The following is a 20889-nucleotide window of genomic DNA, read 5'->3' as shown; positions in this document are numbered from 1 at the left end:
CAAGCGCTACCTGCGCTGCGCCATTGGTCGTTGCTAGGGCCGCTTGGGTCGTAGCAAGCGCGACCTGGGTTGTGGCATTAGCCACTGCCGTATCAAGCGTAGCTTTTTGTATCAGTACAGCATTAGTAAGTGCCGTAGTAGCTGTTGTGAGATCGTCAATCGTAGCCATAGTTACCCTTTATTTAAATGCGAAACGCTGTGCAAACATTGCTTGCGTCGTTATGAGATTCGTTGCCAATACAAGAAGCTGCGCCGGGATAGCGGCAGCACTGGCCGCTGCAGCGTCCGCGCTGGCAGATGCTGCAGCGGCTTTCGTCGTTGCGGTACCGACTTGTATGACTGTGGCGCTCGCGGATGCAGCCGCAGCAGTAGCAGATGCCGTCGCGCTTGCTGCTTTTGCGGTAGCGGTATCGGTCAGGGAAGAAATCGCCGCCACGGTCGTTATTGCTGTGGTTGCGGCATCTTGCGATGCCTGCGCTTTCGTGGCGGCCAGGGACGCGCTTGCATCAGCTGCGGCAGCTTTGGCAATTGCTGTTCCGGCACTGGTCGATGCGGCAGTCGCGCTATTGGCTGAATTGTTCGCGTTGGCATCGCTTGCGTTTTTAGATCCAATGGCTTGCGCAGCTAAGGTTGCGGTAGCGGTAGCATTGGCATCACTTGAATTTTTCGATGCAAGGGACTGCGCGGCTGAAACTCCCGCAGCAGCCGCAGCGGCTATTGCATCGGTCGATTTGGTCCCCACGGATGCCGCTGATACTGCCGAAGCAGCTGCAGCGGTCGCAGCAGCGGTCACAGCGACATCGAGCGCCGTGGTTTGACGGACGGCGAGCGCTTGCGTGTTAATCAGGTTGACGGACAGCGCATATACCGTTGCTGGAATGGTGGCTGCGGATGACGATGCCGCTCCAGCGGAACCGGCTGCGGAGACTGCGCTACCTGCTGCTGCAGTCTCTGAAGTGTGTGCGGCCGCCGCACTGCCAGCGGAAGCGTCAGCCTGAACCTTGGCAGCATCGGCCTGAGCCTTGGCTAAGGCAATACTGTTTGTGTTGTTGTTGGCGGCGGCGAGGGCAGCAGCATTAGCTATGTCGGCAGAAACACCGGCAGCACTGGCAGAAACGCCCGCAGTTGATGAAGCCGACGATGCCGTACCCGCAGATACCGCCGCCGCATTTTTCGATGCGAGAGCTTGAGCAGCACTGGTCCCGGCATTCGTTTCACTGACACCGGCAGCATTTTTGCTGCCCAGGGCTGCCGCAGCGCTGGTTCCGGCATTCGTTTCACTGACACCGGCAGCATTTTTGCTGCCCAGGGCTGCCGCAGCGCTGGTTCCGGCATTCGTTTCGCTGACACCGGCAGCGTTTTTGCTGCCCAAGGCTGCCGCAGCGCTGGTCCCGGCATTGGTTTCACTGACACCGGCAGCATTTTTGCTGCCCAGGGCTGCCGCAGCGCTATCGGAGGCGTTACCGGCTTTCGTAGTCGCCAGAACAGCCATATCTGTTGCGGTACCAGCCGAGACAGCCGCAGCGTTTTTCCAAATAATGGAAGCCGCCGCGCTTGCCCCGGCATTGGCTTCCGAAGTTGCAGCATTGCCCGCAGATGCGCCAGCCTGCGTAGCAGCACTGGTCGCTGTAGCAGCTGCCGCAGTCGCAGCAGGCGTCACATCGCCAACGTCACCATTGTTACCTTGCGGGCCTGGGATCTGTCGACCGCCGATGACCAGCGTTGCGACAAGGCGCTTTCCGCCCAGTGATAAATTTGTCTGCAATTGCGTCATGCTGCCCTCGTTTGATCTTTTCTGCAGCGCAGGTAAATCGTGTCCGTCGATGTAGTGAAGCCGTCAGGGTCGCAAAACTGTACGTCCCATGCCAGGGTTGTCAGCGGCCAATTCGTGGTGTCCTTTACCTGCAGCCGGTAAGCGCCAATCACCACGTTCGTCCATGAAAAATAGGTGTCAGATACCAGATCGCCGGTATCCTTGCGGCGGATCTGCGATGTCACGGTCCAGCCCGTCATGTTCAGAGCTGATGCCGGTACCGTAACGCCGTTCACGGTCATGGAAAGCGTCCCGGCTGCATCCTCAACGAGCGTACCCGGCTCATCCACGATGAAGCTATCGCCCCGTTTCCACTCAATCAGATCGCTCATGTTCTTTTCAATTCGCCTTGTGCATTCGCCGTGAGTTCTTTTGTTTCACTCGCGTAGTCTTCAGAGCATGCACCCGAACACCACAGTGCCTTGGGGGGGATTTTCCAATCGCACATATGGCAATGGCCGGAAGGGTAGAGCGGACCAGCTTTTCGGCGCTCGATGCGATCCGCCGTGATTTGGCAATATGGTTTGGAGTTCAATTGCAGCCCGCCACCACGGCCTCAAGCTGGCCTTCATACTTCCGGCTGCGCGCCCAGTCACGCGCGAGCCCTGCTACCTTCTCGCCGTCAGTAGCAACCTTCGTCAGATGCACGGTTTCATAGTCGGGGCGGGTCGGTACGTCCTTAACGCAAGGTGCCAGAACTGGCACTTTTACCTCCTGCGTGACTGGTCGCGGGACCGTTGTACATCCGGACGCCAGTAGCACCAGCAAACAAACAATGGTTCGCATTATTTCAATCCCTCAAGTACCGCATTCACCACTGGCATCGCGTCGGCACACGTCACCGCCTTGACGTTCTTGACCTTCGCCAACACGTTGTCGACGCGCTTGCCGTTGCTATCGGCCAGCTGCAAGGCCAGCTTCGCTCGCTCATCAGCTACGGCCTTTTCCTTAGCCAATGCGGATATAGCGTCGTTTTGCGTGTTAATCCCCACCCGTAACCCGGCAGAAATGCCTTGCTCCATCTTCAGGTCGGCGCGCGCCTGGTCGCGATCATGCGCAGCCATCAACCATTCAAAGCCCATGCCGCCAGCAGTTACCAACAGCAGAACAGCCAGTAGGAGGCAGACGCCTTGCCACAATTTTTCTTGGACCATTATTTTTCCAGGCAGGTTGTTTCGCCCCAGGTCGCATAAAGCGGCTGATGCGTATAGAGGATCAATCGTGGATAGCGGCGTGAATAATCAAAATTCTTGATGCCTTGGCCAGCGTTGATGTTTTCTGTTGCGTCGAACCACTTATCAGGCGTCGGAGATTTGCGCTGCGCTCGCTGTACATAGCCAAGCCCGGCGTTATAGCTCTTGAGCGCTGCGGCCCACTTCTCGCATGTGTCACTGCCTTTTACCCGCTCATACAGCCAGCCGTCATACCTGACCAGGGCGCGGATCGCCCACTTCGGGTTATACGGATCAGGCGCACCAATCTCAGGGAAAGACCGTGAAACCTGCTTGGCGGTACCATCCATGAACTGCGCCAGGCCGCGCCCGTCATCCCAGGCAGTCACGTTCGCGCGCCATCCAGATTCTTGCTTTATCTGCCCGGCGAACATCGGGATCGGTGCTGTCAGCCCATAGATGGCTTGCGCCTCACGCACCAGGGTCGGACGGTATTGCAACGCCGGGTCTGCTGCGCGCACTTCTATCCTTGCGCCCAACAGAAGCAGAAAGAGGAGGAATACAAGGAAGAAGCGCATCACATCGCCAGGGCAAGGGCGATCATGCAGCCGACGATCATGATGGCTCGCCGGATGTGAACAATTGGCTCTGATTGGGCAGTGATGCGATCACGGAACGCTGATCGATCAATGTGGTAGCCGAAGAAGGCTGCGATGTTGAGGTGGCCCAACTTCCACGCGATAGTTTGAACCTGCGGCAGCAACGGAGTGCCATCAGGCGCATGCGCAGCTGCCAATAGAGCAGCGACCAGGTACAGCACGATCGAGAACAACAACCAGTGCGACATACGAAAAATCTTATCCATGAACAACTCCTTGTTTATCAGCTTTTAAATCTAATTTGTCTTCGATGCGCTCCAGTTTTTTGAAGATCGCATCGATAGACCTGTTGAATGCGTCAATTGCTTTTGTGAGGTCGTTTTGTGTCACATAGGTGTTAGCGACTAACAACTGGAAGGCAGCCATCTCCTTTTCCAGTTTTAACTTAGCTTCGGATAGCTCCCTACCTTGCTTGGCATCGTTCTCTTGCACGGACAGCGTGAGGTTGGAAACTTTTGCATCACCGGCAGTGATATCGTTCAGGGCTTTGCGCAACATGAACCCAAGGAGCGCGGTAAATGGTGCTACCAGAACCATAAGAACAACCTCAACGATTAAGCGGGCAATTTCGAAGGTACTCATTACGCCGCTCCGGTATGTAGCGCCGTCATTTCATCGGGCGAGTAAATAAATCCGGCTATGCGGGGAAACATTTGGAAACTCCATATCGGGGCGGTCGTTTCGTGCGCGCCATGCTGCTTGCCACGATGGAATTTTGCATGCAGCGGCAGCATGTTTTGCCAACTGTCGACAAATGTTTCCGGCTTCTCAGGAACGAACGCGGTCCAGTCGAATCCGCGCGCCTTCGTGATCTGGATCATCATCCAAAGCAGCGATTCCTCAACCGGGTACAGCTCCTTGGTAGGCTGGTCGGTGACAAGATCGAGAACCGGCAAATGTTTGATGATGCCCAGTGCAACGCCGTGAACCTGATGCCAGTCGATAGCGTCGGCCCATGCCCATTCGCAAAATACGTGATGGTATTCAACGTCAACCGCTTGGCCGCTAATGCAGCAGCGGGTGCCGAGCGCTTTTTGATCGTGCTTGGTATGCCGAAAGGTTGCCGATTCCCCCTGGTCGCGCGGGTTGGGATGGTCTGGATAGAAAACATCCTCCTGCACCGTCATTTTGTATTCGTGCTCTGACCTCGGAGAGAGCAAGGCCTTTATGGCAGCAACGGCTTTTTTTAACATTCGGTTCTCTTATTTGATACCTAATAAAAGCGGGCTATCTCGCCAGCACTTTGCCTAAACTGCCGATGGACTTAATCAGCACATCGAGTCGGTCAATCACGGCCATGTCGATTTTCTGAGTCGCTTCGCGCGATTTCTTCCAGTCGCCATACGCCTTGCTATCGAAAATCACCTGCACGTCCGAGCGCCGCATAAAAAGCGCTTTGTCGTAGTCGATACCAAAGTTTAAGAACAAACTTGCAAGCAACTCGTTATGCTTTTCCTGTAATTGAAAGCGCAATAGCGCCGATGCAGGAAAGAACGAGAAATCGTGCCGGTGGCGTCACCGCCCCGGCCTCCTTTGGCAGAACAATGACGCCCTGTTCGTCAAACCAGATACGGAAAAACTGCATGTCCTGTTCCAGTGCGCCGCGATATTTGGCGTACAGCACGTCAAAACTTGAGCTTGGGATTGCGCGCATGATGGTCATACGTCCGACCAGCCATTGCTCGTATTCTGGAAATTTGGCAATCGGGTCCGGGAAGGTTTCTCCTACGCGCAATAACTGCGCTGCCATCGCACCGATCAGCCAATGTTCACTCCCTTTCAAATCGGAGGCCGCCTGCAGCGCTTCAATGACTTCTGCTGCCGCGCCGGTCAGCGGGATCAATACCCACTGGTCATCGAGCGCCTGGAAGGTCGTAGGCTGCAGCGGGAAATCCTTTTGATCGTCCAGATAGTCGGACAGCGTGGAGACTTCCGTTACGGCGTAATTAGGCCGGTCTTCGCGCGTATGGGTGCAGTAGTGCGCCAGCGTCAGCAACCGCTCTCCGACACTCCAGGCGCGCGGATTGGCAACATGCCGGGCGCTAGGTGTATCGGCGGCATCAACGACGCGCTCAAGGAATTCGGTCAGCGCTTTTTCATGCGCATTTTCCGGAACATGGCACAGAGCAATTTCATCGCCAATGGACAGTTCCTTTAAATGGACTTCCAGGCGGCGCGCGCGTAAAGGGGCAAATACGATCATCGGTAGACTTTCCGGATATCGCGTCGATCAATGGCGGTCAGGGTAGAGAGCGTAATTTGGACGCTACAGGACAGCATCACGCCCTTGTCGGAGCGGGGATTGGTAAAAGGGTCGGACATGCTTTCAATGACCATCGGTTCATAGGTCATATCGCCATAGCGCATGCCGATAATCTGCGGCGCTAGGGACGGGAAAATCGTATCCAGGGGATTCTGCTTCAAGCCATTCTTAATCGCCCCGGCAATCAGACCATCGGACGCCAAATATTGCGGTAGCGCCCATTCCTTCAATTTCAGAAGCGGCTCGCGGACTTCCTCTATCGGATTTTGCAGCGCGCGGAAATGCAGCGTCAGCGACATTTTTACGGGCGGCATGCCGGTAAAAACCTGTGTCGAATTGAGCTTAGTAATGCCGGTTCGCCCTCTAGCCTTGTCAAGAAATTCAGCGGCAGAGGTATTCTTTGAATCGACGCCGAATTTACCGAGAAACGCTTGTAGAACGGGCGTCATCGAACCGGATTGCAGCATCGCAGACAGCATGGGCGCTTTTGATTCCGCGCCAGCCCCTTCGAATGGGCTGTTCCAGCTCAGTGTCATTTCACTGGTGCCGTCCGTGATCGGGCAATGCACCTCAAAGCCGTCATCCACCACGTATTTGTCGGCGGCTGAAATTTGGTGCTTTTTATCGAGGCTTTGTTCCCATCCGGAGCCATCGGCCAGTTTTTTGAGAGGGTAAAACTTGGCTAATAGATGCGTACTCAACCCAGTCCACTTGGAACTGAGGATCGTTGCTACTGGCGCGCTGGTGCGCCTATCGTTGATATCGGCCATGCGCAAAGTATGCAGGCGCGAATATGGGGATCTGCGCTACGTTTTCCTGCTGCGTATAAAAAAGGGCCGGTATCAAACCAGCCCTTTTTTCAACGCATGATCGTATTACAGGCCCGCGCGTTTGCGGACTCGTACCGACTTCATACGATGCATGGTAGCGACAGCCGAATGCGATTTGCGCAGCATCTTGCGAATCGAAATCTTCTGCTTGGCCGACAGGTGGACATGGCCGGAAACACGCTTCATTACGCGCATTTTCTTGCCAGCGCGAACGATAACCTTCTTCTTGTACACGGCATCGAATACGTCCTTTTCGGAGTCTTCGTCAAAGGCGAAGGAATCCAAGTCTTCCCCGGCAGCTTCGTCACCATCCGGCAGCGCGTCGACTACCAAGTCCTTTACGCGATCAGCGGCAGCGGCATCCCATTCGTTCAGCAGGGCATCGCAATCATCGTCGGATACACCTTTGGCAGACAGGTAATCCCAAATAGCATTGAGTACCACATCGCAAACACCTTGTTCGGCATCATCGATTTCGCCGTTCTTGTCAGCATCAGCCACACCGATGACCATTGCCAACAGGCGGTCAGCCAGGGTTTCGCCGTCAGCCAGGTCATCAGGCGCGGTTTCTGCCCATTGTTGAACTACGGCGACCGCCTTCATGCGAAGGTCAGTCTGCGTGTAGCTGGCAGCCCCGGACGGGGCAGCATTCGGCTGTTCTGCTTCTGATGCGCTATCCAGAATGACCTTCTTCTTTTGTGGGGACATCAGACTTAGCATCAAATCCGAAACTGAGTGATTCTTAAACATTTTCTGTTCTCCTTAGCGGGAAAGAGTTTGAGTAATAAAGATGGCGCGAGCCACACCGTCATAGTGCGTACCATAGGAGACATCCATCCGGTCAGCAGGCCTTACCGCATTGCGGCTGACGGTGAAGGTATAGCCCTTGTCGCCCAATTGACTGTCATCCGATGGCACAAACCAGCCGGACGCGCGGCAAGCATCAAATTCCGCCTTCAGGAAGTCGTTCATACGCTTGATGGCGATATCCATCGGCAACTGCAGGACTTCCAGGCCGAACTTGGAAACAATGTCATCAATCGTTGAACTCATTTCGGCAACCGAAATCAGCTTGCGATACGATGCAGTAACCTTGGCGCAAGTCAGCGAATCGGTAAAAACGAACTTGCCGCCGCCGTTGTAGCGCTGGTAAATCACCGGGTTGATCTTGGCAAGCGCCAGATCGCTCAGTTCATACTCAGTCGGGGTATAGGTCTGCCGGATGCCTGTGCGGACCAGAGGCCATTCCTTACCAGCAACCGGGAAATTCTTCGGAGCCAAGCCATAGGCATTCGTTTGCGCATTGCGCCCGCAACGGCGGCCAATGTTGTAGCCGGACGTGCCGATGACAGCCTTGCCGCCGTTGACCGGATCATCAGTCGTCAGAGGAGCCCAGTATGCCTGGCAATAATGGGAGTCCAGACTCAACTGATTGATGAACGTGATCGCCGCAGCAGGCGACAGGCCGCCTGGTACGTCGAACACGAACTGCCGGTTTGCGCGCACAGCGAGCTGCCCCATCTTCGACAGCAAGGCAACAGCTTGCGAACCGCCACTCCAGATATAACCGAAGTCAATTGCGCCGTTTTCAAGCTTGCTGATGGCATTGTCGTAATCCGCCGACAGGTAGCCGGTACCGCCTTCTGAAAACAGAACCAGCGGATTAACGCCAGTTGTCGCGACCTTGGCCGTTCCATCGGTATTTTTACCGTAGCAGTCGGCAGTGATCGGGATAGCAGCCGCAGCAGCAACGCCAATCGTTACCGCATCGGTTTGCGCCGCGATGACGGAACCGATGTAATAATCCTGCCCGTATTCATCAACCGCCAGGGGATCGAGCGAACCCTTGAATTCATACATCAGGTTGCCGTTAGGCTCGCGAATGCGCAGGGTGATGACCTTGGCCGGGATCGATGTCACACCATCTACGTCCAGAACCTTGTCTGCAGTGACTTCGATCTTGATGCCGTCATTAAAACAGCTCAGATGCTGCAGGTAGAACAGGTAGAGCGACACCGGTGCCGTAGCGCTGGCGGCGAAGGACGATACACCAGCTACGATATTGAACACCGCGTAGCTATTGACCGCTGCAGACGTCACCAGACGGGCAACGACTGCCTCATAGGTACCGCTATTGACTGCTTCATACAACTGCACGTATGCCTCATTCAAGGCAGTAATGCGAATCGACTCAGGGATGCCGAGCTTGGAGCGGAGGTTTCCGCGATTAAGTTTGAAAGGGGCGTCAATCCGGCCCCGCTTAAAGCGTCCTACAATTGCTGCAACTTGATCGCTGGCATCGGCAACAAAGCCATCCGTATTGTCACGGAGCGGATTCTGTTGTACGCCGGGCTGCGAGCCAAGTTGACGGGTATGTGGATAAAACATTGATTCCCCTTTTTCTGGTTACTGAACTTCAGTGACGCGCAACGCGGGTTCTTCCGAATCCTTGTAGGTGTCATTCAAAGACAGAATCTGCTCGCAGTCGGTTTTCATGCGCGTGATTTCATCGTCATCGTTAACCATGACTTTGGCGGTAGAGCCTGCACCGACAAAAGTGCGTGCCACTACGTAATCCATCGCCGTGTCATTCACAATCGCGACTTCGCGTGGGAATGACAGTTCATTCTGTGTTGCCGATTCCGAGGTGCCGGAATCGGCAACAGTGGCTTTATTTCTCGTTGCCATTGTTGCCGCCTTTTTTATCGTTTAAGGGGTGGATCGTTACGTGCTCGCTATTACGACAGGTTCAGCACGGTAATCAGCGCAGCACCCTTGGCCGACAGGTTGTGCGGATTAGTCGCTGTGAAGCTGCGGGCGCTGAAGCCGTAACCAGACTGCAGTGACGAGTTCGTACCCAGTTGCTCGAAAATAGGAGCCGATGCGTCACCGAAAATGATCGGGCAGCGCGCGGTTTGCGACGAACGGCCAACGCACAGGATTTCGGAAGATACGCCGCCTGCACCCTCAACCAGCACTTTCGGGGTGTAATACACTTCGTACTGACCAAACAGGCGGCCAACGCGGTAGATGCTCGGACGCGCGGTAATGCCCGATGGTTCGAACAGATCACGCGGCATCGACAGGAACTGCGCAGCGACGGCCTTGGTCACGTACAGGTGCGTAACGCCGTGGTCGTAGGTATCTTCGGCCATTTTTTGCGATACCGAACCGAGGATCGCCTGGAAATCTTGCCAGATTTGCGCGCGAGTCTTTTGCAGAATCTGCGTTGCATATTGGAAATCGTAGGTGGCCGTGTTGATGAACTTACCGATCATCTTGCACTTTTTCAGCGCATCGTAATGGCGTTCCATTGCGAACTGACCACGCACTGCAAGCATCGCTTCAGCACCGGCATCAACGCCGACTTCATTTGCGAACTGCGAGCGGGCTTCCGGCGTGATTTGGTACACAGCGCGGTATGGTGAAGCAAACATTTGAAACATCGCAGCCAGCACACCCATTTTCGGGGTAACTGTGCCATCCGCTTCATAGTCAACACTGACTTCGGTAGTAACGACAGTGCCACCAGGGAGAGCCGGGGTAGGGGTAATTACAACGGTGCCAGTCGCAGGCGTGACGGTACCGGCCAGGGCATAAGTGACGCCAGCCAGGACAACAGAACCGGCGACACCAACGGAAGCGGCAACACTCGATCCGTTGTTGACTTCAGTTGCGGAGCGCTGACCGTTGACGTAGACGATGGTGCGTCCACGCAGCAGATTGATTGCAGCACCGGCAGCAGCTTGCGCCGTGAAGGCGAAGGTATAGCTACCAGCGGTCGGTGCAGCCAGTTCCATCGTGCGGGTTGCGCCAAGGTAAGCACCACCAGCAGCCACGCCGTCCATCAGGTCGGATACGCTGTAATCGCCCCAGGCACTTGCGGCTTGATGTTGGACGATGATCAGTCGGGCTTCATTGGAACCTTTATCCGCAGGCAGGTAGCCAGCGAACGGGGTTGCTTCAGCCAGCGCGCCCATGATGGCGACGACTGCAGCATTCGGTTGCAGCGAGATTTGATCGTGGTGCGCGTTGGTAATGGAGTCGAATATGCTGCGACCTTGATGCAAGGCCGACAGCAGCAGATCGCCGGTAGGACGGAAACCGTGTTCGCGTTCGAAGGCGTTGACGCCGTCGAACATCGCTTTAACGACGCCTTTTTCTTCACCCGCTACGCCCAACAGCTCGTCCAGTACTCGCGGCGTTTGGCTCGATTCGTTCATGATCTTATCCAGCGCCGATGTGGCCGCAGAAGCAGAATCAAGCACCATGCCGGGCTTGGCTTCGCTCTCGATGACATTACCAACGAATGATTGCAGCTCGTCAGCATCCCGCTTGGTGTACTTCGTTTGAGTCCCGTTCATTTTTAACCTTTAAAAAATTGGAATAAGAAAACTGCACGGAACTCCGTGCCTATTGATTGAGACTTCATTTTCGACGTGAATCTGCATACTTCTTCGCTGCCTTTTCCTAAATGGATTGCGGCTGCAGTGATGCCAGCTTTTCTTTGGCAATACCGATGGCTTCATCGATATCGGAAATCTTTTGTCGTAGTACCTGCTCCATCTTTGGCGCAGCTGTGCGGATCGATGCGGGGAGGGCGACCTTGACCTTGGCCAGTACCGCCTGGAACTTCGAGCGCCCCTTGTCCATGTACCCGACAATCTCAGCGATGGCTTTCATGTGGTCATCCTGCGATTTGAGCGGTACCAGCTTGCCGTTGACCTTGACCTGATAGACGTCGCCGGTATTTTTCACGCCGAAACTGACCGTTTGGCTATCCGCAAAGCCGAATTGCACTTCGCGATAGCTCACGCCCATCGCGCGCGTGGTCTTGGCGTCGACGTCAACAGAGGTGACGCTGGCCCCGGCTTGCGCAAAATAGCGCTTGGCTTTCGCAATGGACTTGTCCTTTTCGGAGAGTTCGTAAAAACCAAAAATCAGTGTCTTGCCTGCCATTTCCTACTCCTTAAATTGGTGGGCCTACGTTGCCGCCTTGCGCATCGCTATGGATATGCGTGTCGAGAACCTTGCCGTTACTGCTCAATGAACCGCCCGTCTGCGTGAAGTTGCCGGTAATGTTGCTTCCCGCCGATCCACCGGTACCCGCCAAGCCCGCCTTATAGGTCAGCAACCCGTCAACCGTTACTGCGCCGGTAAAATGGGCATCCTCGGTATCAACCAGCACATGCGGCGCAACCACCGTCACTTGCGTGCCCGCGATCACCTTGAAAGTGTTGTCAGCATTGAATTGGAAGTTTGCATGCTCGAAACGTCGCCAATCGATGCCGTTTTCCTGATTCCGTGGCCGGTAGCCGACGATCACTGGGTACCGGGTATCGCCGCCCTCGAAAGCGATCCAGACCCGGTCGTCCGGCAGGATGCGGATTTCTGTGTCTTCGCTCTTGTCGCCCATCGGCAGGCATAGCTGCGCTTCCGGCAGATCGGCTGCGCCATCGGTCAGGCCAGGTATGCGAATCTTCACGATGCGCCGCTCGCGGTCTATCGAATCAACTTCGGCAGGCATTAATCCGATCACGCTGCGCTCCCAAGCCAGAACCGCGAATACTGGTTTGCACCGCCGCCGTCAGTGTCGTTCTGCATGAAATGCGCCGCAGTCATGACAACCAGGGGAGTACCGCGCACGTCGATCACGTCACCGGCCCGGATGCCAAGATTCGGTGCGCCAGTGATGACCTTGCGCCTTACCAATACCTTGCTCATAAAGTTCAGCTCGCGGATGTTCTTACGTGGTGAATAGGCGACGGACTGCGCTGAATTTTTGCGTTGCCCGGATAAAAACTTCCCGTCTGCGCCGGTTGAAAAATAGATAGGGATTTGGTCGCGCTCCAAAAATCCGCTCTGAATATCCTCGGACGATTCGACCGTGATGCTTTCGACCGGCGTTTGCGCGAACAGATCGCGCAGGCGCACGACATTTACCCTGTTCCTTTTCCATGTCAGCACCGCCGATTCTTCCTGCAGCGCTTGCGCCAGCTGGAAGGTAGGGACGTCGCCCGCGTAGCAGACGAAGCGGCCAAGCACGAAATCCCCGCCGACGCCGACAGTCGCACCGCAGGAGCGGTAAATGGTGGAAAAGCTGGTATTTTTGAAGATGACGGCGGATCGACGCGGCAGTGCGACGCCAGCGCAGCCATCCGGGAATGCGGTAATGGACACGGCAGACATGGGGTAATCGCCCTGCGTAGCGCCACCGGCGTTGCGCATAGGCTCGCACTTGACGATGCGAAAATCTATTTCGTTGACACGGATTACCTTGTCATCTTGAAAGTTAGACGCGGTATCGGGAGCCAGGCGGATTTGCGCCTCGAAGGTCAGCGGGATCGGTGCCAAGTCATAACGCAGGCAGGCCGACAACACCATGTCACCGCGTAGGCCGTTGATCGAAATCATTTATTGCCTGCATGCTTGCGGCCAAGGTCATACCAATGGTGCGCATGGAAATCGACCTCGCCGCCGCAATGTGCGCAGCGATAGCGTTTGCCGTATGTCTTTTCCGGTGAAATGTCGGCAAAAGCATGACCGCTGCAGCCGTTTAAGGCCGCATGGTTTTTCTTGACCTGTTCCGCGATGCTTTTGATGTCATCTGGCTGCAACCCGGAAATCTCACTGAGTTTGGCTATGCTCATATCGACTCGGGCAGCTGCATGAAAGCGGCGCGCGGCATGTCAACCGTTTCGTACTGGACAATCGACTGATCGATTTCCGATACCGAGCGACCATAGACGTCCACGCCGTTGCTGCGAGAGGCCTCAAGCCCCCGCGCGTTTTCCCGTTCGATGTACAGCATGAATAGAGGCTTGATGACGCCCCATTCGCCATCGGCCATGTCTGCGAATTCGTCCAAGTCATCGAGCGTCGGATAACTTTGATCAATGGAGGTAGCGCTGATGCTGCTAATCGTCCCCCAGGCGGAATACTGCCGCGCAGCATTCACAGCCTGCGCTTTCACATCCTCGTCATCGAGAATGAGGCCGAAAGGCCACTTGACCGATAAGGCCAGTTCTCCAAGCGTCATGGGGCGGCCTTTTAACGGTTACCTGGGCCTGTTTCGCCAAAGTAGTTATAAGACAGCTGTGCGGTGAACATCATTGCTTGAGTGCGATTTTCCCAGTCACGGTCGCCCGGCTCAAAGGTTAGCCATGCATCGGTGATTTTCGCGGTCCGGCTATAGTTCTCCATCGTGCCTTCATAGAGCGTGGCATTGAACTTGCCACCTTGCGCGAGAATAGTCTTTGAAAATGCTTCGACGTGACCTTGTGTTGTTTCGTACACGGTCACTTGGTTTTCGAAGAAGGTTTTGGATTGCGATGGCTGGCCGGTTAAGCCCCCGTTTGGCATCGCAATCTCGACAGTCTCACCCGGCGAAAGGATAGGCCAAGGGAAACTCTTGAAGAGAAGCCGCATATACTCGTAGCCAGAGATAACAAACACAGCATCGGAGTTGATGGATTTGTCGCCTAATGCCCGAACTAGACCGTATGTCTGCCCCTGAACTGCGCCCGTAGAAACTGTCATGTGTCACCCGTAAAAGTGTTTGTAATATCAGGGCTCAACTTTACGGGGCGATACGAACAGGGCAGGGCTGGGTTTTCCTAAGAGGAAGACGTAAAAAAGCCCACGCGAGGGTGGGCTTTGATGAGGGGCAGAGTATTAATTATTTGATGAATAGCTCAAGCTCTTGCGCACGGTTAGCCGTAGCACTCATAAAGCAATCTGCAGAGGATACGGTAGCAGCCGTGCCACCTTCCGGGTCTTCATAGAAAGAACAATTCGTGTCCCGAAACTTCAGCCATGCGCGCTGCGCATCCTGCAGCTTTACTTTTCGCTCTTTCGGTAACGATTTCATCACGTCCCGATAGGCCGTATTGAGATGAATATCTTGGCGCTTTACCTCTGCTCCTATGCAATCAAGCATGTCAGAAGTTACCCCTTTGGCCGAATCCATACAAGAATCAAACTTCTTGGATAACAAAGGCTCAGATGCAAAAGAACAGCTTGATGCTACAAGAAGCATACAAAAGACTGCGAATTTCATGCCTTACCCCCATAATATTTGTCTTCTAAAATGCCATAACTTATCATTTTTATCAACTCAATTCGATAGGCCGCCTGAAGCGATAGACGCCAATCTGCGATCTTTTGTGTCTTGCCCTATCAGCTGGTCATTCCTCACCGTGACTTCGAGCGGACCTTTGCTATTAAGCGGTACCGGGATATCAGCGAGCGGGGCAGCGGCAGGCAGGCTAGGCGGGCTGATAGAAACCGATGGCATACTCATAGGGGAACCCAGGCCGGGAGTCGATACGGTTGATGCAATGGACGGCATGGCGACACCTGCATTTGCAAGTGCAATCAGTTTGTCCTTTTCACTGGTTTCACGCGTCAGGGTTCCGGCGCGAACTTTAGCGGATGAACTTTTGAACAGGCTATCGTTATTGGCTATCTTGTAATCTTGGATAGCCGATACGATTTCGGTATCACTCATCTTGGATGCGTCTTTACCCTTCAAAGCCGACTGGATCAGGGAGCTATTACCGCCAAACTGTACAGCAGTTGACCACACTGAATCCTGTACCGCTGCACCGCGCCCAGATAGATCAATCCCTGCATTTTGTAATTTCTGCATCTGCGGGTCAAAGTGAGTGCTCTTGATAAAGTCATGCTGCTCATTGCCAAAATTTGGATCAGTCTTTGCAATCTCTTTCCATTTGTCGTTAAATTCCTTCGTGCCTGGCGTAAGTCCTGCGAAGTCGGCAGCATGGGATGACTTACTCACAAAATCAGCGGCAACCCCCATCTTTGATGAGAGCTGATACGTGCCGTATGACGCACCGCCTTTGTCGCCCCTACCAGTGGATACCGTGCCTGCGCCGCCCTTACCAGACTCAAACATCTTTGACGTCTGACCAATTACCCAGTCTTTCGCTGCACCGGCCCCGGATTTCACGGCCTCAAAACCTACTTTGGCCGTGTCCGTGATAACTGTAGCGGCCTTTTGCGCCACTTCCTTGACATCAATGCCAGTGGCATTTTTTACGACATCGTTCGCTGCATTCCCGGCCTTCGCAACCGCTTCTGGCGCTTGCTTGACTGCTTGCTTAACATCAACCCCAGTAGCGTCCTTGACTGCGTCATTGACGGCATTCCCCGCCGCCACAGCCTTATCCTTCGCAATACCTAACAGATTGTTCAGATAGTCGCTAATAGGCTTCCATACCGCGCTGAATTCCTTGACTGCCACATTCCACGTATCAGCGATCTTTCCGCCCAAGTCGGTAAAGAATTTGCGCCCATCCTCGGTGAACAGCCCCCACGCAAGAAGCGCTGCGGCCCCAATTGCAAGCCCGATTGGGCTAAAGACCACACTCAGGACGGTGCCGATACCAGTGAGCAGCATGCCGCCAAGGCTGGCGATAGCGCCAAGAATGGCCGGTCCAATGCTTCCGAACAGCGCCCCAAAGAAGCCGGGACCATCTGAGTCACCGCCGCCTTTTATACCTTTTGTGGCTTTATTTTTGGAGTTGCTAAATCCGTTTTTATCTTTGCGCAGTCCGCCCCCCATACGCCGGTACCACGGAACAGCTTTGTCTTTTTCGTTCGGAGAGAAACCGCGACCGATAATGCTTTTCCCAATTTTCCCAACGGACTTGAGTGGCCCGCTAATCAGGTTCTTCATTTCCTTGGCAGCTTCAATGGCTGGATCAACCTTGTCCAGATCGCCCCCTTCACCCTTACCCGACAGCGCCGATTTCAGGCGCGAGAAAAACCCTTCCTTGTCATCCTTGCCGCCACCACCGCCTTCCCCGGCACCAAAGCGGCCACGGTCATCGCGCGCCTGCGCGCTGGCGGTCGCCCGGTCAATCCCATCCCGGCTACGCTTGGCCGCTGCAGCCCGTTTTTCCACAACGGCCAGTTGCGCCTGCTGCCGCGTCAGCTGCCGTACCGCTGCGCCTGGCTGCGCGCTGCTTTTGACAAAGCGCCCCAGGCTATCGCGCTCGCGGGTACCGCCTGCCGTGCCGCTTCCAGGGTTCGATACGCGAGCGCGCTGCAATATGTTGGAGTTTCCTTGCCGCTTCATAAGTGCGAGCATGGCGCTGGTATCGTGCCTTACACCGTCGATGCCGCGCGCCAGTTCGTGGGCGTCGATCTTCGTGTCGGCAACAAGGAACCCTTTTGAGTCGGAATTAAGCATGGTTACGCGCCCTGGTACATGAAGGTGTCAAACTGAACGAACGTCATCTGCAACTGCTGCAGTGCGTGATCGGTGCGGGATAGTTCGATTTCGATGGCAGCCGGGCGCATGATGAATACAGACTTGAATCCGCCAAACAGGGCCGCGCCAATATCATCGGTTGCCGACTGCACGATATCGATTTCAATCAGGTAGTCATATGGGACGCCTGCGGTACCGTCAGAGTGGGCAATCTGCCCGCACTTGGCCTCAAACCATCCTTTGATCGTGCCGCTCGCGTCGTCATAGGTCGTAATCCGCATTTCCGTGCGCTCGGTACCATTGACTACATCCATGACGGACATGCCGATAGCCTTGGTTTCGCCAGCAATCGTATTCGGGCCGAACGCTACATCGGTTGCGAACATATTGAACACATGCGAAATATCCTCGAAGCCTGCAGGCGGGTTGCTATCCTTTATCTCAAGGAAAAACAGGTTTTTCTTGGCGTAATTTGTTGACTGCACTTCAGTGCAAATGCGGGCCGCTTCCTCAAGCGTAATGCCGCCAAATAGCTGATTCTTCGACAGGGCAGAGGCGACCTTGCCCTTTAAAAAGCCCAGGGCAGCATCAGTGGCCGCGCCAGTGATATCGCCGCGCAGCGCGCGTGTCAGCGGACCGAAAGCGGCCTTTGGTGCAAACTTGCCGATCAGATTACGTCCAATAGACATGCCAACGGATGCTGCTGATGGAAGGTATTTTGCAAGGCCGGACGCTTGGCCTGTAACGCCGGACGTTACCCGGCTGGCGGTACTGTCGAATATGCTCATTCTTGACCTCCGCCGCCGAACCCACCCTTGCCGCCGAATCCCCCACCGCCGCCAGCATCTTCTACAGGAGGTTTCGACATGCCTTTGACGATCAGCTCGGCTTGATGCTCATCGAGCTGCATGATCTTGGACAGAACTTCTGTCATTGCTGCGTCATCGAGCCCCAATTCGCGCAGTTGCGCTAACGCTTGTACCAATATCAAGCCGGTGTTCATCGCTTCGGACTTGGTATTTTGTTGCTCGGATGCCAGGGCTGAAATGGCTCCGTAAAAATTGACCATCCAAGGTCGCTCATTGGCATGAAACACCATGCCGTAGCGGCCATACGTGTGAACATCAATGATGTGGTTGAAGAATTCCGTCAGGCCCACGCGCAAAAGGCGGGAGCGCTCGGCGGCCTGCGCAGAGGTCCGGAAGAAGCCGCCATCACCCATGCCACCCGATAGCAGCTCGGCAAAGCCAAGCATCGACAGGTCAATACCAATTGCGCCGGATAGCATCTTGGCGTGAAACAGCACATCCTCAATGCTGACGGTGCCGCTCTGTCCACGCCCACCGCCGCCAGTCAGTGATCCACTTAGGGCTGTCAGTTGCTTTTCGCCCCATGTCGGCATGATGTTGTAGACGCGCGATAGAACTGGCTTGCCGGTGGAAATTGCATCCTCTGCGCGCTTTTTTGAGGCGCTAAGGATGCTTTTCAGGTTTGTCATGTACGCTTTTTGCTGCTCTTTGGTCATCGAGTCCATATTGACCGTGAGCATGGATTCATCAATCGAATCCAGTACCCGCTGACCTACTAGACCGGCAAGCGCCGCCGACAGTGCATCATACGGGCCTTCAGCGGCATCGATAAACGATCCACCGACCAGCGCAGGCAGGAGCGGCAATTTATTGACGTCATCCTCTTTCAGCGCCATCCTGATCGCCTTTTCAACGGCGCGCACTTGTGGGATATACACCATGCGTGGCATTTTCATGCGCGCCATCTGCTCCAAGCCAAGGCGCTCGGTAAAGCGCGGGCCGGATGCCACGACATAGCCGACAGTGGTATTGCCGCGCTCGTAGGATGTGACCATTGACGGATGCACGATTTCATCGACATACACATCGACCACGCCATTTTTACCATCGCTATAGATGCGCCCATAGCCATCGCCATACCCGGCTGCGTTGAAGGCTACGGTATAGGCTATCCGGTTGAAGATAGGCGTCAGGTCAGCGCGGATTTCATCCACAATCTTTTGCTTGGCTTTGTCATCCTTGAAGGCCGCTGCTGCTTCCAGAAAAACCACGTCGCCGCTTGTGGCATCACCGCCCAGTGCCGCCGTCACATGCAGGCGAAGGGACGTGCTGACGATAGGATCGCCAATCATCTCAATCCACTTCATGAAAATCTGCTGCCGGTTGCGCGCGTTGCGCTTGGAGCTGCCAAGCAACATCGTCACAGACAGGCCATCGGTCATTGCATCCGACTGCTCAATATCCGTTATCGTGTTTTCGACCACGTTCTTTTTGCCGAAAAGGCTGGCTAAAAACCCTCTGGCCTTCTTGCTTTCTTCTGGTATGGGCATGGCTATTCACAGTAATGTGTCAGCCGTCATTGTTGGGCCTGTTATTTCCTGGCCTGGTGCGGGTTTTCCCCAAACTGAAAAGCCCGGAAAACTAGGCAAATGCGTCAATAAAATAAATTAACCCATTGCATATATGTATCCATCTGGATACAATTAGTTATCCAAATATATAAGACAGTGGAGTAGCCATGAAACAATATCCCGGTATCAAGATGAAGGAAGGTACACGCCCTCCGAAGCGCCCCGTCGTTTCTACTGTCACAACTGCTAATGCATCAAGCATCATTCGCGATGCTGCAAAGCGTGTAATCAAGACACACGCCGAAGTTATCAAGGCGCTTGCAAAGCGCTGATGGATATGCTCCTTATCGACGCAGAGAAAGTGATTGAGATTCATGATTTGATACTCAGCACAGAGCCTGGGTTACATGGCGATCATGGTGCTGGTCCGCTTGATGGCGCACTGGCGCGTGTCATTAGCAAGGTTCTTTACGAGGGAATGGAAGATGTTTTTGAAATTGCCGCGATGTACGCCGTGGCAATTGCCAGAGGCCACGTATTTAACGACGCTAACAAGCGCACCGCACTTGTCACGGCATTGACTTACTTGAGCATTCAAGGGGTCAACCTGCCACGCAACTCCGATCTGGAGGACATCATGGTCGATGTAGCTGATGGAACGTTGACGCATAAGGAACTGGCAGACATTCTGTATTCAATGTCACCGGAATAACAAGAGGAATACCGATGGAAAAAACAGAACCATTCGCACATTTCGACATAGCGGAACACCTTGAATCAGAGGAAACCATTGCTGCGTATATCGCGGCACTCCTTGAAGAAGGTGACGCCAAGGCTATTGCAGCGGGCCTTGGCGATGTGGCGCGCGCCAAGGGCATGTCGCAGGTTGCGCGTGATGCAGGAGTTTCGAGGGAAAGCCTGTACAAAGCCTTGTCAGGCGATAGAAATCCGGAGTTTTCTACCATCATTAAAGTCATGCGCGCGCTCGGCATGAAACTGATTCCGGTCGCCGCCACATAAAAACGCCCGGCGTACCGGGCTAAATCGTGCGAAGGCTATATTTACCTACGGCGTAATGCCGCTTGAGATAGGACTGCGACCACCTCCTGACCAGTTGAAATTCTTTACTGCCCGCGCGCGACCTGATCCGGGTCGTACAGCAGAAACGGGCGGTCATCGATTTGATATTCGTTGGTCAGCACACCGTATTGACCTATATTGTCGTCAGCAAACTCCCAAGCTGCCAGTACCGTTGCCTCCTGATTCACGGTGCCATCGCCGTTTTTCATTTCAAATTCATCGGCCCAAATCGGCTCATCATAGATACCAACGTCGATGCCATTGGCATGCAGGACGCGCTTCAATGCCCACCAGTACGGCCCATATCGCAGGTAGTTCTTCGGGTCTTTCGCCAGTATCTTGCGTGTTTGTTCGACAAAGATGGGTAGCAGAGGCTTGTCGCCAACCTGCTTTTGCAGGTCCGCGAGCTTGCCGGTCAGGTAGGTGAAATCAATTTTGTAGTCTGTTCCGCTCAT

29 protein-coding genes are annotated in these 20889 nt (G+C 54.6%); 3 read left to right on the top strand and 26 right to left on the bottom strand.

What is annotated here, in order from left to right; translation table 11 throughout:
• Positions 1 to 178 precede the first annotated feature (178 nt).
• From AC3CHX_RS30295 to AC3CHX_RS30175, 25 genes are all read right to left on the bottom strand, one after another.
• The gene (locus AC3CHX_RS30295; RefSeq protein ID WP_488645005.1) at positions 179 to 1774 is read right to left on the bottom strand and encodes a hypothetical protein; all 1596 of its coding nucleotides are present in this window, start codon (positions 1772 to 1774) and stop codon (positions 179 to 181) included.
• Positions 1771 to 2145 carry a hypothetical protein gene (locus AC3CHX_RS30290; protein WP_488645004.1) on the bottom strand — a complete coding sequence of 125 codons (375 nt, stop codon included), beginning with the start codon at positions 2143 to 2145 and terminating at the stop codon, positions 1771 to 1773. Before AC3CHX_RS30290 ends, AC3CHX_RS30295 begins: the two co-directional genes overlap by 4 nt.
• Before the next feature lie 199 nt (positions 2146 to 2344).
• Positions 2345 to 2518 carry a hypothetical protein gene (locus tag AC3CHX_RS30285; protein ID WP_488645003.1) on the bottom strand — a complete coding sequence of 58 codons (174 nt, stop codon included), beginning with the start codon at positions 2516 to 2518 and terminating at the stop codon, positions 2345 to 2347.
• Between the two features lie 80 nt (positions 2519 to 2598).
• A complete protein-coding gene (locus AC3CHX_RS30280) occupies positions 2599 to 2967 on the bottom strand; it encodes a hypothetical protein (RefSeq protein WP_488645002.1) in 369 nt (122 codons plus the stop codon).
• A complete protein-coding gene (locus tag AC3CHX_RS30275; protein WP_488645001.1) occupies positions 2967 to 3563 on the bottom strand; it encodes a transglycosylase SLT domain-containing protein in 597 nt (198 codons plus the stop codon). The genes AC3CHX_RS30280 and AC3CHX_RS30275 overlap by 1 nt, the downstream gene beginning before the upstream one ends.
• Positions 3563 to 3850, bottom strand: coding sequence for a hypothetical protein (locus AC3CHX_RS30270; RefSeq protein ID WP_488645000.1), 288 nt, complete (start codon positions 3848 to 3850; stop codon positions 3563 to 3565). Before AC3CHX_RS30270 ends, AC3CHX_RS30275 begins: the two co-directional genes overlap by 1 nt.
• Entirely contained in the window at positions 3843 to 4226 is a 384-nt protein-coding gene (locus AC3CHX_RS30265) for a hypothetical protein (RefSeq protein WP_488644999.1), read from the bottom strand. The genes AC3CHX_RS30270 and AC3CHX_RS30265 overlap by 8 nt, the downstream gene beginning before the upstream one ends.
• Entirely contained in the window at positions 4226 to 4837 is a 612-nt protein-coding gene (locus AC3CHX_RS30260; RefSeq protein WP_488644998.1) for a hypothetical protein, read from the bottom strand. The genes AC3CHX_RS30265 and AC3CHX_RS30260 overlap by 1 nt, the downstream gene beginning before the upstream one ends.
• 34 nt (positions 4838 to 4871) lie before the next feature.
• Positions 4872 to 5117, bottom strand: coding sequence for a hypothetical protein (locus tag AC3CHX_RS30255; RefSeq protein ID WP_488644997.1), 246 nt, complete (start codon positions 5115 to 5117; stop codon positions 4872 to 4874).
• The gene (locus AC3CHX_RS30250) at positions 5089 to 5847 is read right to left on the bottom strand and encodes a hypothetical protein (protein WP_488644996.1); all 759 of its coding nucleotides are present in this window, start codon (positions 5845 to 5847) and stop codon (positions 5089 to 5091) included. Before AC3CHX_RS30250 ends, AC3CHX_RS30255 begins: the two co-directional genes overlap by 29 nt.
• Positions 5844 to 6677, bottom strand: coding sequence for a hypothetical protein (locus AC3CHX_RS30245; RefSeq protein ID WP_488644995.1), 834 nt, complete (start codon positions 6675 to 6677; stop codon positions 5844 to 5846). The genes AC3CHX_RS30250 and AC3CHX_RS30245 overlap by 4 nt, the downstream gene beginning before the upstream one ends.
• Positions 6678 to 6782: 105 nt before the next feature.
• Positions 6783 to 7340, bottom strand: a complete 558-nt coding sequence (locus tag AC3CHX_RS30240; RefSeq protein ID WP_488644994.1) for a hypothetical protein — start codon at positions 7338 to 7340, stop codon at positions 6783 to 6785.
• Between the two features lie 159 nt (positions 7341 to 7499).
• On the bottom strand, positions 7500 to 9125 hold the full coding sequence (locus AC3CHX_RS30235) for a hypothetical protein (RefSeq protein ID WP_488644993.1): 1626 nt from the start codon (positions 9123 to 9125) through the stop codon (positions 7500 to 7502).
• Between the two features lie 18 nt (positions 9126 to 9143).
• Complete coding sequence (locus AC3CHX_RS30230; protein WP_488644992.1) at positions 9144 to 9425, bottom strand: hypothetical protein; 282 nt, start codon at positions 9423 to 9425, stop codon at positions 9144 to 9146.
• Positions 9426 to 9475: 50 nt separating this feature from the next.
• A complete protein-coding gene (locus AC3CHX_RS30225) occupies positions 9476 to 11101 on the bottom strand; it encodes a hypothetical protein (protein ID WP_488644991.1) in 1626 nt (541 codons plus the stop codon).
• Between the two features lie 106 nt (positions 11102 to 11207).
• A complete protein-coding gene (locus tag AC3CHX_RS30220; protein WP_488644990.1) occupies positions 11208 to 11696 on the bottom strand; it encodes a defense against restriction DarA-related protein in 489 nt (162 codons plus the stop codon).
• Between the two features lie 10 nt (positions 11697 to 11706).
• Positions 11707 to 12276 carry a phage baseplate assembly protein V gene (locus AC3CHX_RS30215; RefSeq protein WP_488644989.1) on the bottom strand — a complete coding sequence of 190 codons (570 nt, stop codon included), beginning with the start codon at positions 12274 to 12276 and terminating at the stop codon, positions 11707 to 11709.
• Complete coding sequence (locus AC3CHX_RS30210) at positions 12273 to 13151, bottom strand: hypothetical protein (protein WP_488644988.1); 879 nt, start codon at positions 13149 to 13151, stop codon at positions 12273 to 12275. Before AC3CHX_RS30210 ends, AC3CHX_RS30215 begins: the two co-directional genes overlap by 4 nt.
• Positions 13148 to 13387: a hypothetical protein gene (locus tag AC3CHX_RS30205; protein WP_488644987.1), complete on the bottom strand. Its 240-nt coding sequence runs from the start codon at positions 13385 to 13387 to the stop codon at positions 13148 to 13150. The genes AC3CHX_RS30210 and AC3CHX_RS30205 overlap by 4 nt, the downstream gene beginning before the upstream one ends.
• Positions 13384 to 13776 carry a hypothetical protein gene (locus AC3CHX_RS30200; protein ID WP_488644986.1) on the bottom strand — a complete coding sequence of 131 codons (393 nt, stop codon included), beginning with the start codon at positions 13774 to 13776 and terminating at the stop codon, positions 13384 to 13386. Before AC3CHX_RS30200 ends, AC3CHX_RS30205 begins: the two co-directional genes overlap by 4 nt.
• An 11-nt stretch (positions 13777 to 13787) precedes the next feature.
• Positions 13788 to 14276, bottom strand: coding sequence for a hypothetical protein (locus tag AC3CHX_RS30195; protein WP_488644985.1), 489 nt, complete (start codon positions 14274 to 14276; stop codon positions 13788 to 13790).
• Between the two features lie 139 nt (positions 14277 to 14415).
• Positions 14416 to 14796: a lysozyme inhibitor LprI family protein gene (locus AC3CHX_RS30190; protein ID WP_488644984.1), complete on the bottom strand. Its 381-nt coding sequence runs from the start codon at positions 14794 to 14796 to the stop codon at positions 14416 to 14418.
• A gap of 57 nt (positions 14797 to 14853) precedes the next feature.
• Positions 14854 to 16953 (bottom strand): VgrG-related protein, encoded by a 2100-nt coding sequence (locus AC3CHX_RS30185; protein ID WP_488644983.1) that lies wholly within the window; start codon positions 16951 to 16953, stop codon positions 14854 to 14856.
• A gap of 2 nt (positions 16954 to 16955) precedes the next feature.
• Complete coding sequence (locus AC3CHX_RS30180) at positions 16956 to 17663, bottom strand: hypothetical protein (protein ID WP_488644982.1); 708 nt, start codon at positions 17661 to 17663, stop codon at positions 16956 to 16958.
• 95 nt (positions 17664 to 17758) lie between these two features.
• Positions 17759 to 19333 (bottom strand): hypothetical protein, encoded by a 1575-nt coding sequence (locus tag AC3CHX_RS30175; protein ID WP_488644981.1) that lies wholly within the window; start codon positions 19331 to 19333, stop codon positions 17759 to 17761.
• 188 nt (positions 19334 to 19521) lie between these two features.
• Between AC3CHX_RS30175 and AC3CHX_RS30170 the strand changes: the two genes are divergently transcribed.
• The 3 genes from AC3CHX_RS30170 to AC3CHX_RS30160 are packed head-to-tail and all read left to right on the top strand — an operon-like array spanning position 19522 to position 20374.
• Entirely contained in the window at positions 19522 to 19686 is a 165-nt protein-coding gene (locus AC3CHX_RS30170; protein WP_488644980.1) for a hypothetical protein, read from the top strand.
• Positions 19686 to 20066: a type II toxin-antitoxin system death-on-curing family toxin gene (locus AC3CHX_RS30165; protein ID WP_488645105.1), complete on the top strand. Its 381-nt coding sequence runs from the start codon at positions 19686 to 19688 to the stop codon at positions 20064 to 20066. The genes AC3CHX_RS30170 and AC3CHX_RS30165 overlap by 1 nt, the downstream gene beginning before the upstream one ends.
• Before the next feature lie 14 nt (positions 20067 to 20080).
• Complete coding sequence (locus AC3CHX_RS30160) at positions 20081 to 20374, top strand: addiction module antidote protein (protein WP_488645104.1); 294 nt, start codon at positions 20081 to 20083, stop codon at positions 20372 to 20374.
• Positions 20375 to 20478: 104 nt separating this feature from the next.
• Here AC3CHX_RS30160 and AC3CHX_RS30155 read toward each other — a convergent pair whose 3' ends face one another.
• The gene (locus AC3CHX_RS30155; RefSeq protein WP_488645103.1) at positions 20479 to 20889 is read right to left on the bottom strand and encodes a hypothetical protein; all 411 of its coding nucleotides are present in this window, start codon (positions 20887 to 20889) and stop codon (positions 20479 to 20481) included.

Source organism: Glaciimonas sp. OK215 (assembly GCF_057787885.1).
The sequence above is the reverse complement of the archived record's forward strand: the minus strand, read 5'-3'. Positions and strand labels throughout refer to the sequence as shown.

What these genes read in the sequence shown, in the direction of transcription:
- AC3CHX_RS30295 (WP_488645005.1), bottom strand. Translation starts at nt 1,774, where the DNA reads ATGACGCAATTGCAGACAAATTTATCACTGGGCGGAAAGCGCCTTGTC.
- AC3CHX_RS30290 (WP_488645004.1), bottom strand. Translation starts at nt 2,145, where the DNA reads ATGAGCGATCTGATTGAGTGGAAACGGGGCGATAGCTTCATCGTGGAT.
- AC3CHX_RS30280 (WP_488645002.1), bottom strand. Translation starts at nt 2,967, where the DNA reads ATGGTCCAAGAAAAATTGTGGCAAGGCGTCTGCCTCCTACTGGCTGTT.
- AC3CHX_RS30275 (WP_488645001.1), bottom strand. Translation starts at nt 3,563, where the DNA reads ATGCGCTTCTTCCTTGTATTCCTCCTCTTTCTGCTTCTGTTGGGCGCA.
- AC3CHX_RS30270 (WP_488645000.1), bottom strand. Translation starts at nt 3,850, where the DNA reads ATGGATAAGATTTTTCGTATGTCGCACTGGTTGTTGTTCTCGATCGTG.
- AC3CHX_RS30265 (WP_488644999.1), bottom strand. Translation starts at nt 4,226, where the DNA reads ATGAGTACCTTCGAAATTGCCCGCTTAATCGTTGAGGTTGTTCTTATG.
- AC3CHX_RS30260 (WP_488644998.1), bottom strand. Translation starts at nt 4,837, where the DNA reads ATGTTAAAAAAAGCCGTTGCTGCCATAAAGGCCTTGCTCTCTCCGAGG.
- AC3CHX_RS30250 (WP_488644996.1), bottom strand. Translation starts at nt 5,847, where the DNA reads ATGATCGTATTTGCCCCTTTACGCGCGCGCCGCCTGGAAGTCCATTTA.
- AC3CHX_RS30245 (WP_488644995.1), bottom strand. Translation starts at nt 6,677, where the DNA reads ATGGCCGATATCAACGATAGGCGCACCAGCGCGCCAGTAGCAACGATC.
- AC3CHX_RS30240 (WP_488644994.1), bottom strand. Translation starts at nt 7,340, where the DNA reads ATGAAGGCGGTCGCCGTAGTTCAACAATGGGCAGAAACCGCGCCTGAT.
- AC3CHX_RS30235 (WP_488644993.1), bottom strand. Translation starts at nt 9,125, where the DNA reads ATGTTTTATCCACATACCCGTCAACTTGGCTCGCAGCCCGGCGTACAA.
- AC3CHX_RS30230 (WP_488644992.1), bottom strand. Translation starts at nt 9,425, where the DNA reads ATGGCAACGAGAAATAAAGCCACTGTTGCCGATTCCGGCACCTCGGAA.
- AC3CHX_RS30225 (WP_488644991.1), bottom strand. Translation starts at nt 11,101, where the DNA reads ATGAACGGGACTCAAACGAAGTACACCAAGCGGGATGCTGACGAGCTG.
- AC3CHX_RS30220 (WP_488644990.1), bottom strand. Translation starts at nt 11,696, where the DNA reads ATGGCAGGCAAGACACTGATTTTTGGTTTTTACGAACTCTCCGAAAAG.
- AC3CHX_RS30210 (WP_488644988.1), bottom strand. Translation starts at nt 13,151, where the DNA reads ATGATTTCGATCAACGGCCTACGCGGTGACATGGTGTTGTCGGCCTGC.
- AC3CHX_RS30205 (WP_488644987.1), bottom strand. Translation starts at nt 13,387, where the DNA reads ATGAGCATAGCCAAACTCAGTGAGATTTCCGGGTTGCAGCCAGATGAC.
- AC3CHX_RS30200 (WP_488644986.1), bottom strand. Translation starts at nt 13,776, where the DNA reads ATGACGCTTGGAGAACTGGCCTTATCGGTCAAGTGGCCTTTCGGCCTC.
- AC3CHX_RS30195 (WP_488644985.1), bottom strand. Translation starts at nt 14,276, where the DNA reads ATGACAGTTTCTACGGGCGCAGTTCAGGGGCAGACATACGGTCTAGTT.
- AC3CHX_RS30190 (WP_488644984.1), bottom strand. Translation starts at nt 14,796, where the DNA reads ATGAAATTCGCAGTCTTTTGTATGCTTCTTGTAGCATCAAGCTGTTCT.
- AC3CHX_RS30185 (WP_488644983.1), bottom strand. Translation starts at nt 16,953, where the DNA reads ATGCTTAATTCCGACTCAAAAGGGTTCCTTGTTGCCGACACGAAGATC.
- AC3CHX_RS30180 (WP_488644982.1), bottom strand. Translation starts at nt 17,663, where the DNA reads ATGTCTATTGGACGTAATCTGATCGGCAAGTTTGCACCAAAGGCCGCT.
- AC3CHX_RS30175 (WP_488644981.1), bottom strand. Translation starts at nt 19,333, where the DNA reads ATGCCCATACCAGAAGAAAGCAAGAAGGCCAGAGGGTTTTTAGCCAGC.
- AC3CHX_RS30170 (WP_488644980.1), top strand. Translation starts at nt 19,522, where the DNA reads ATGAAACAATATCCCGGTATCAAGATGAAGGAAGGTACACGCCCTCCG.
- AC3CHX_RS30165 (WP_488645105.1), top strand. Translation starts at nt 19,686, where the DNA reads ATGGATATGCTCCTTATCGACGCAGAGAAAGTGATTGAGATTCATGAT.
- AC3CHX_RS30160 (WP_488645104.1), top strand. Translation starts at nt 20,081, where the DNA reads ATGGAAAAAACAGAACCATTCGCACATTTCGACATAGCGGAACACCTT.
- AC3CHX_RS30155 (WP_488645103.1), bottom strand. Translation starts at nt 20,889, where the DNA reads ATGAGCGGAACAGACTACAAAATTGATTTCACCTACCTGACCGGCAAG.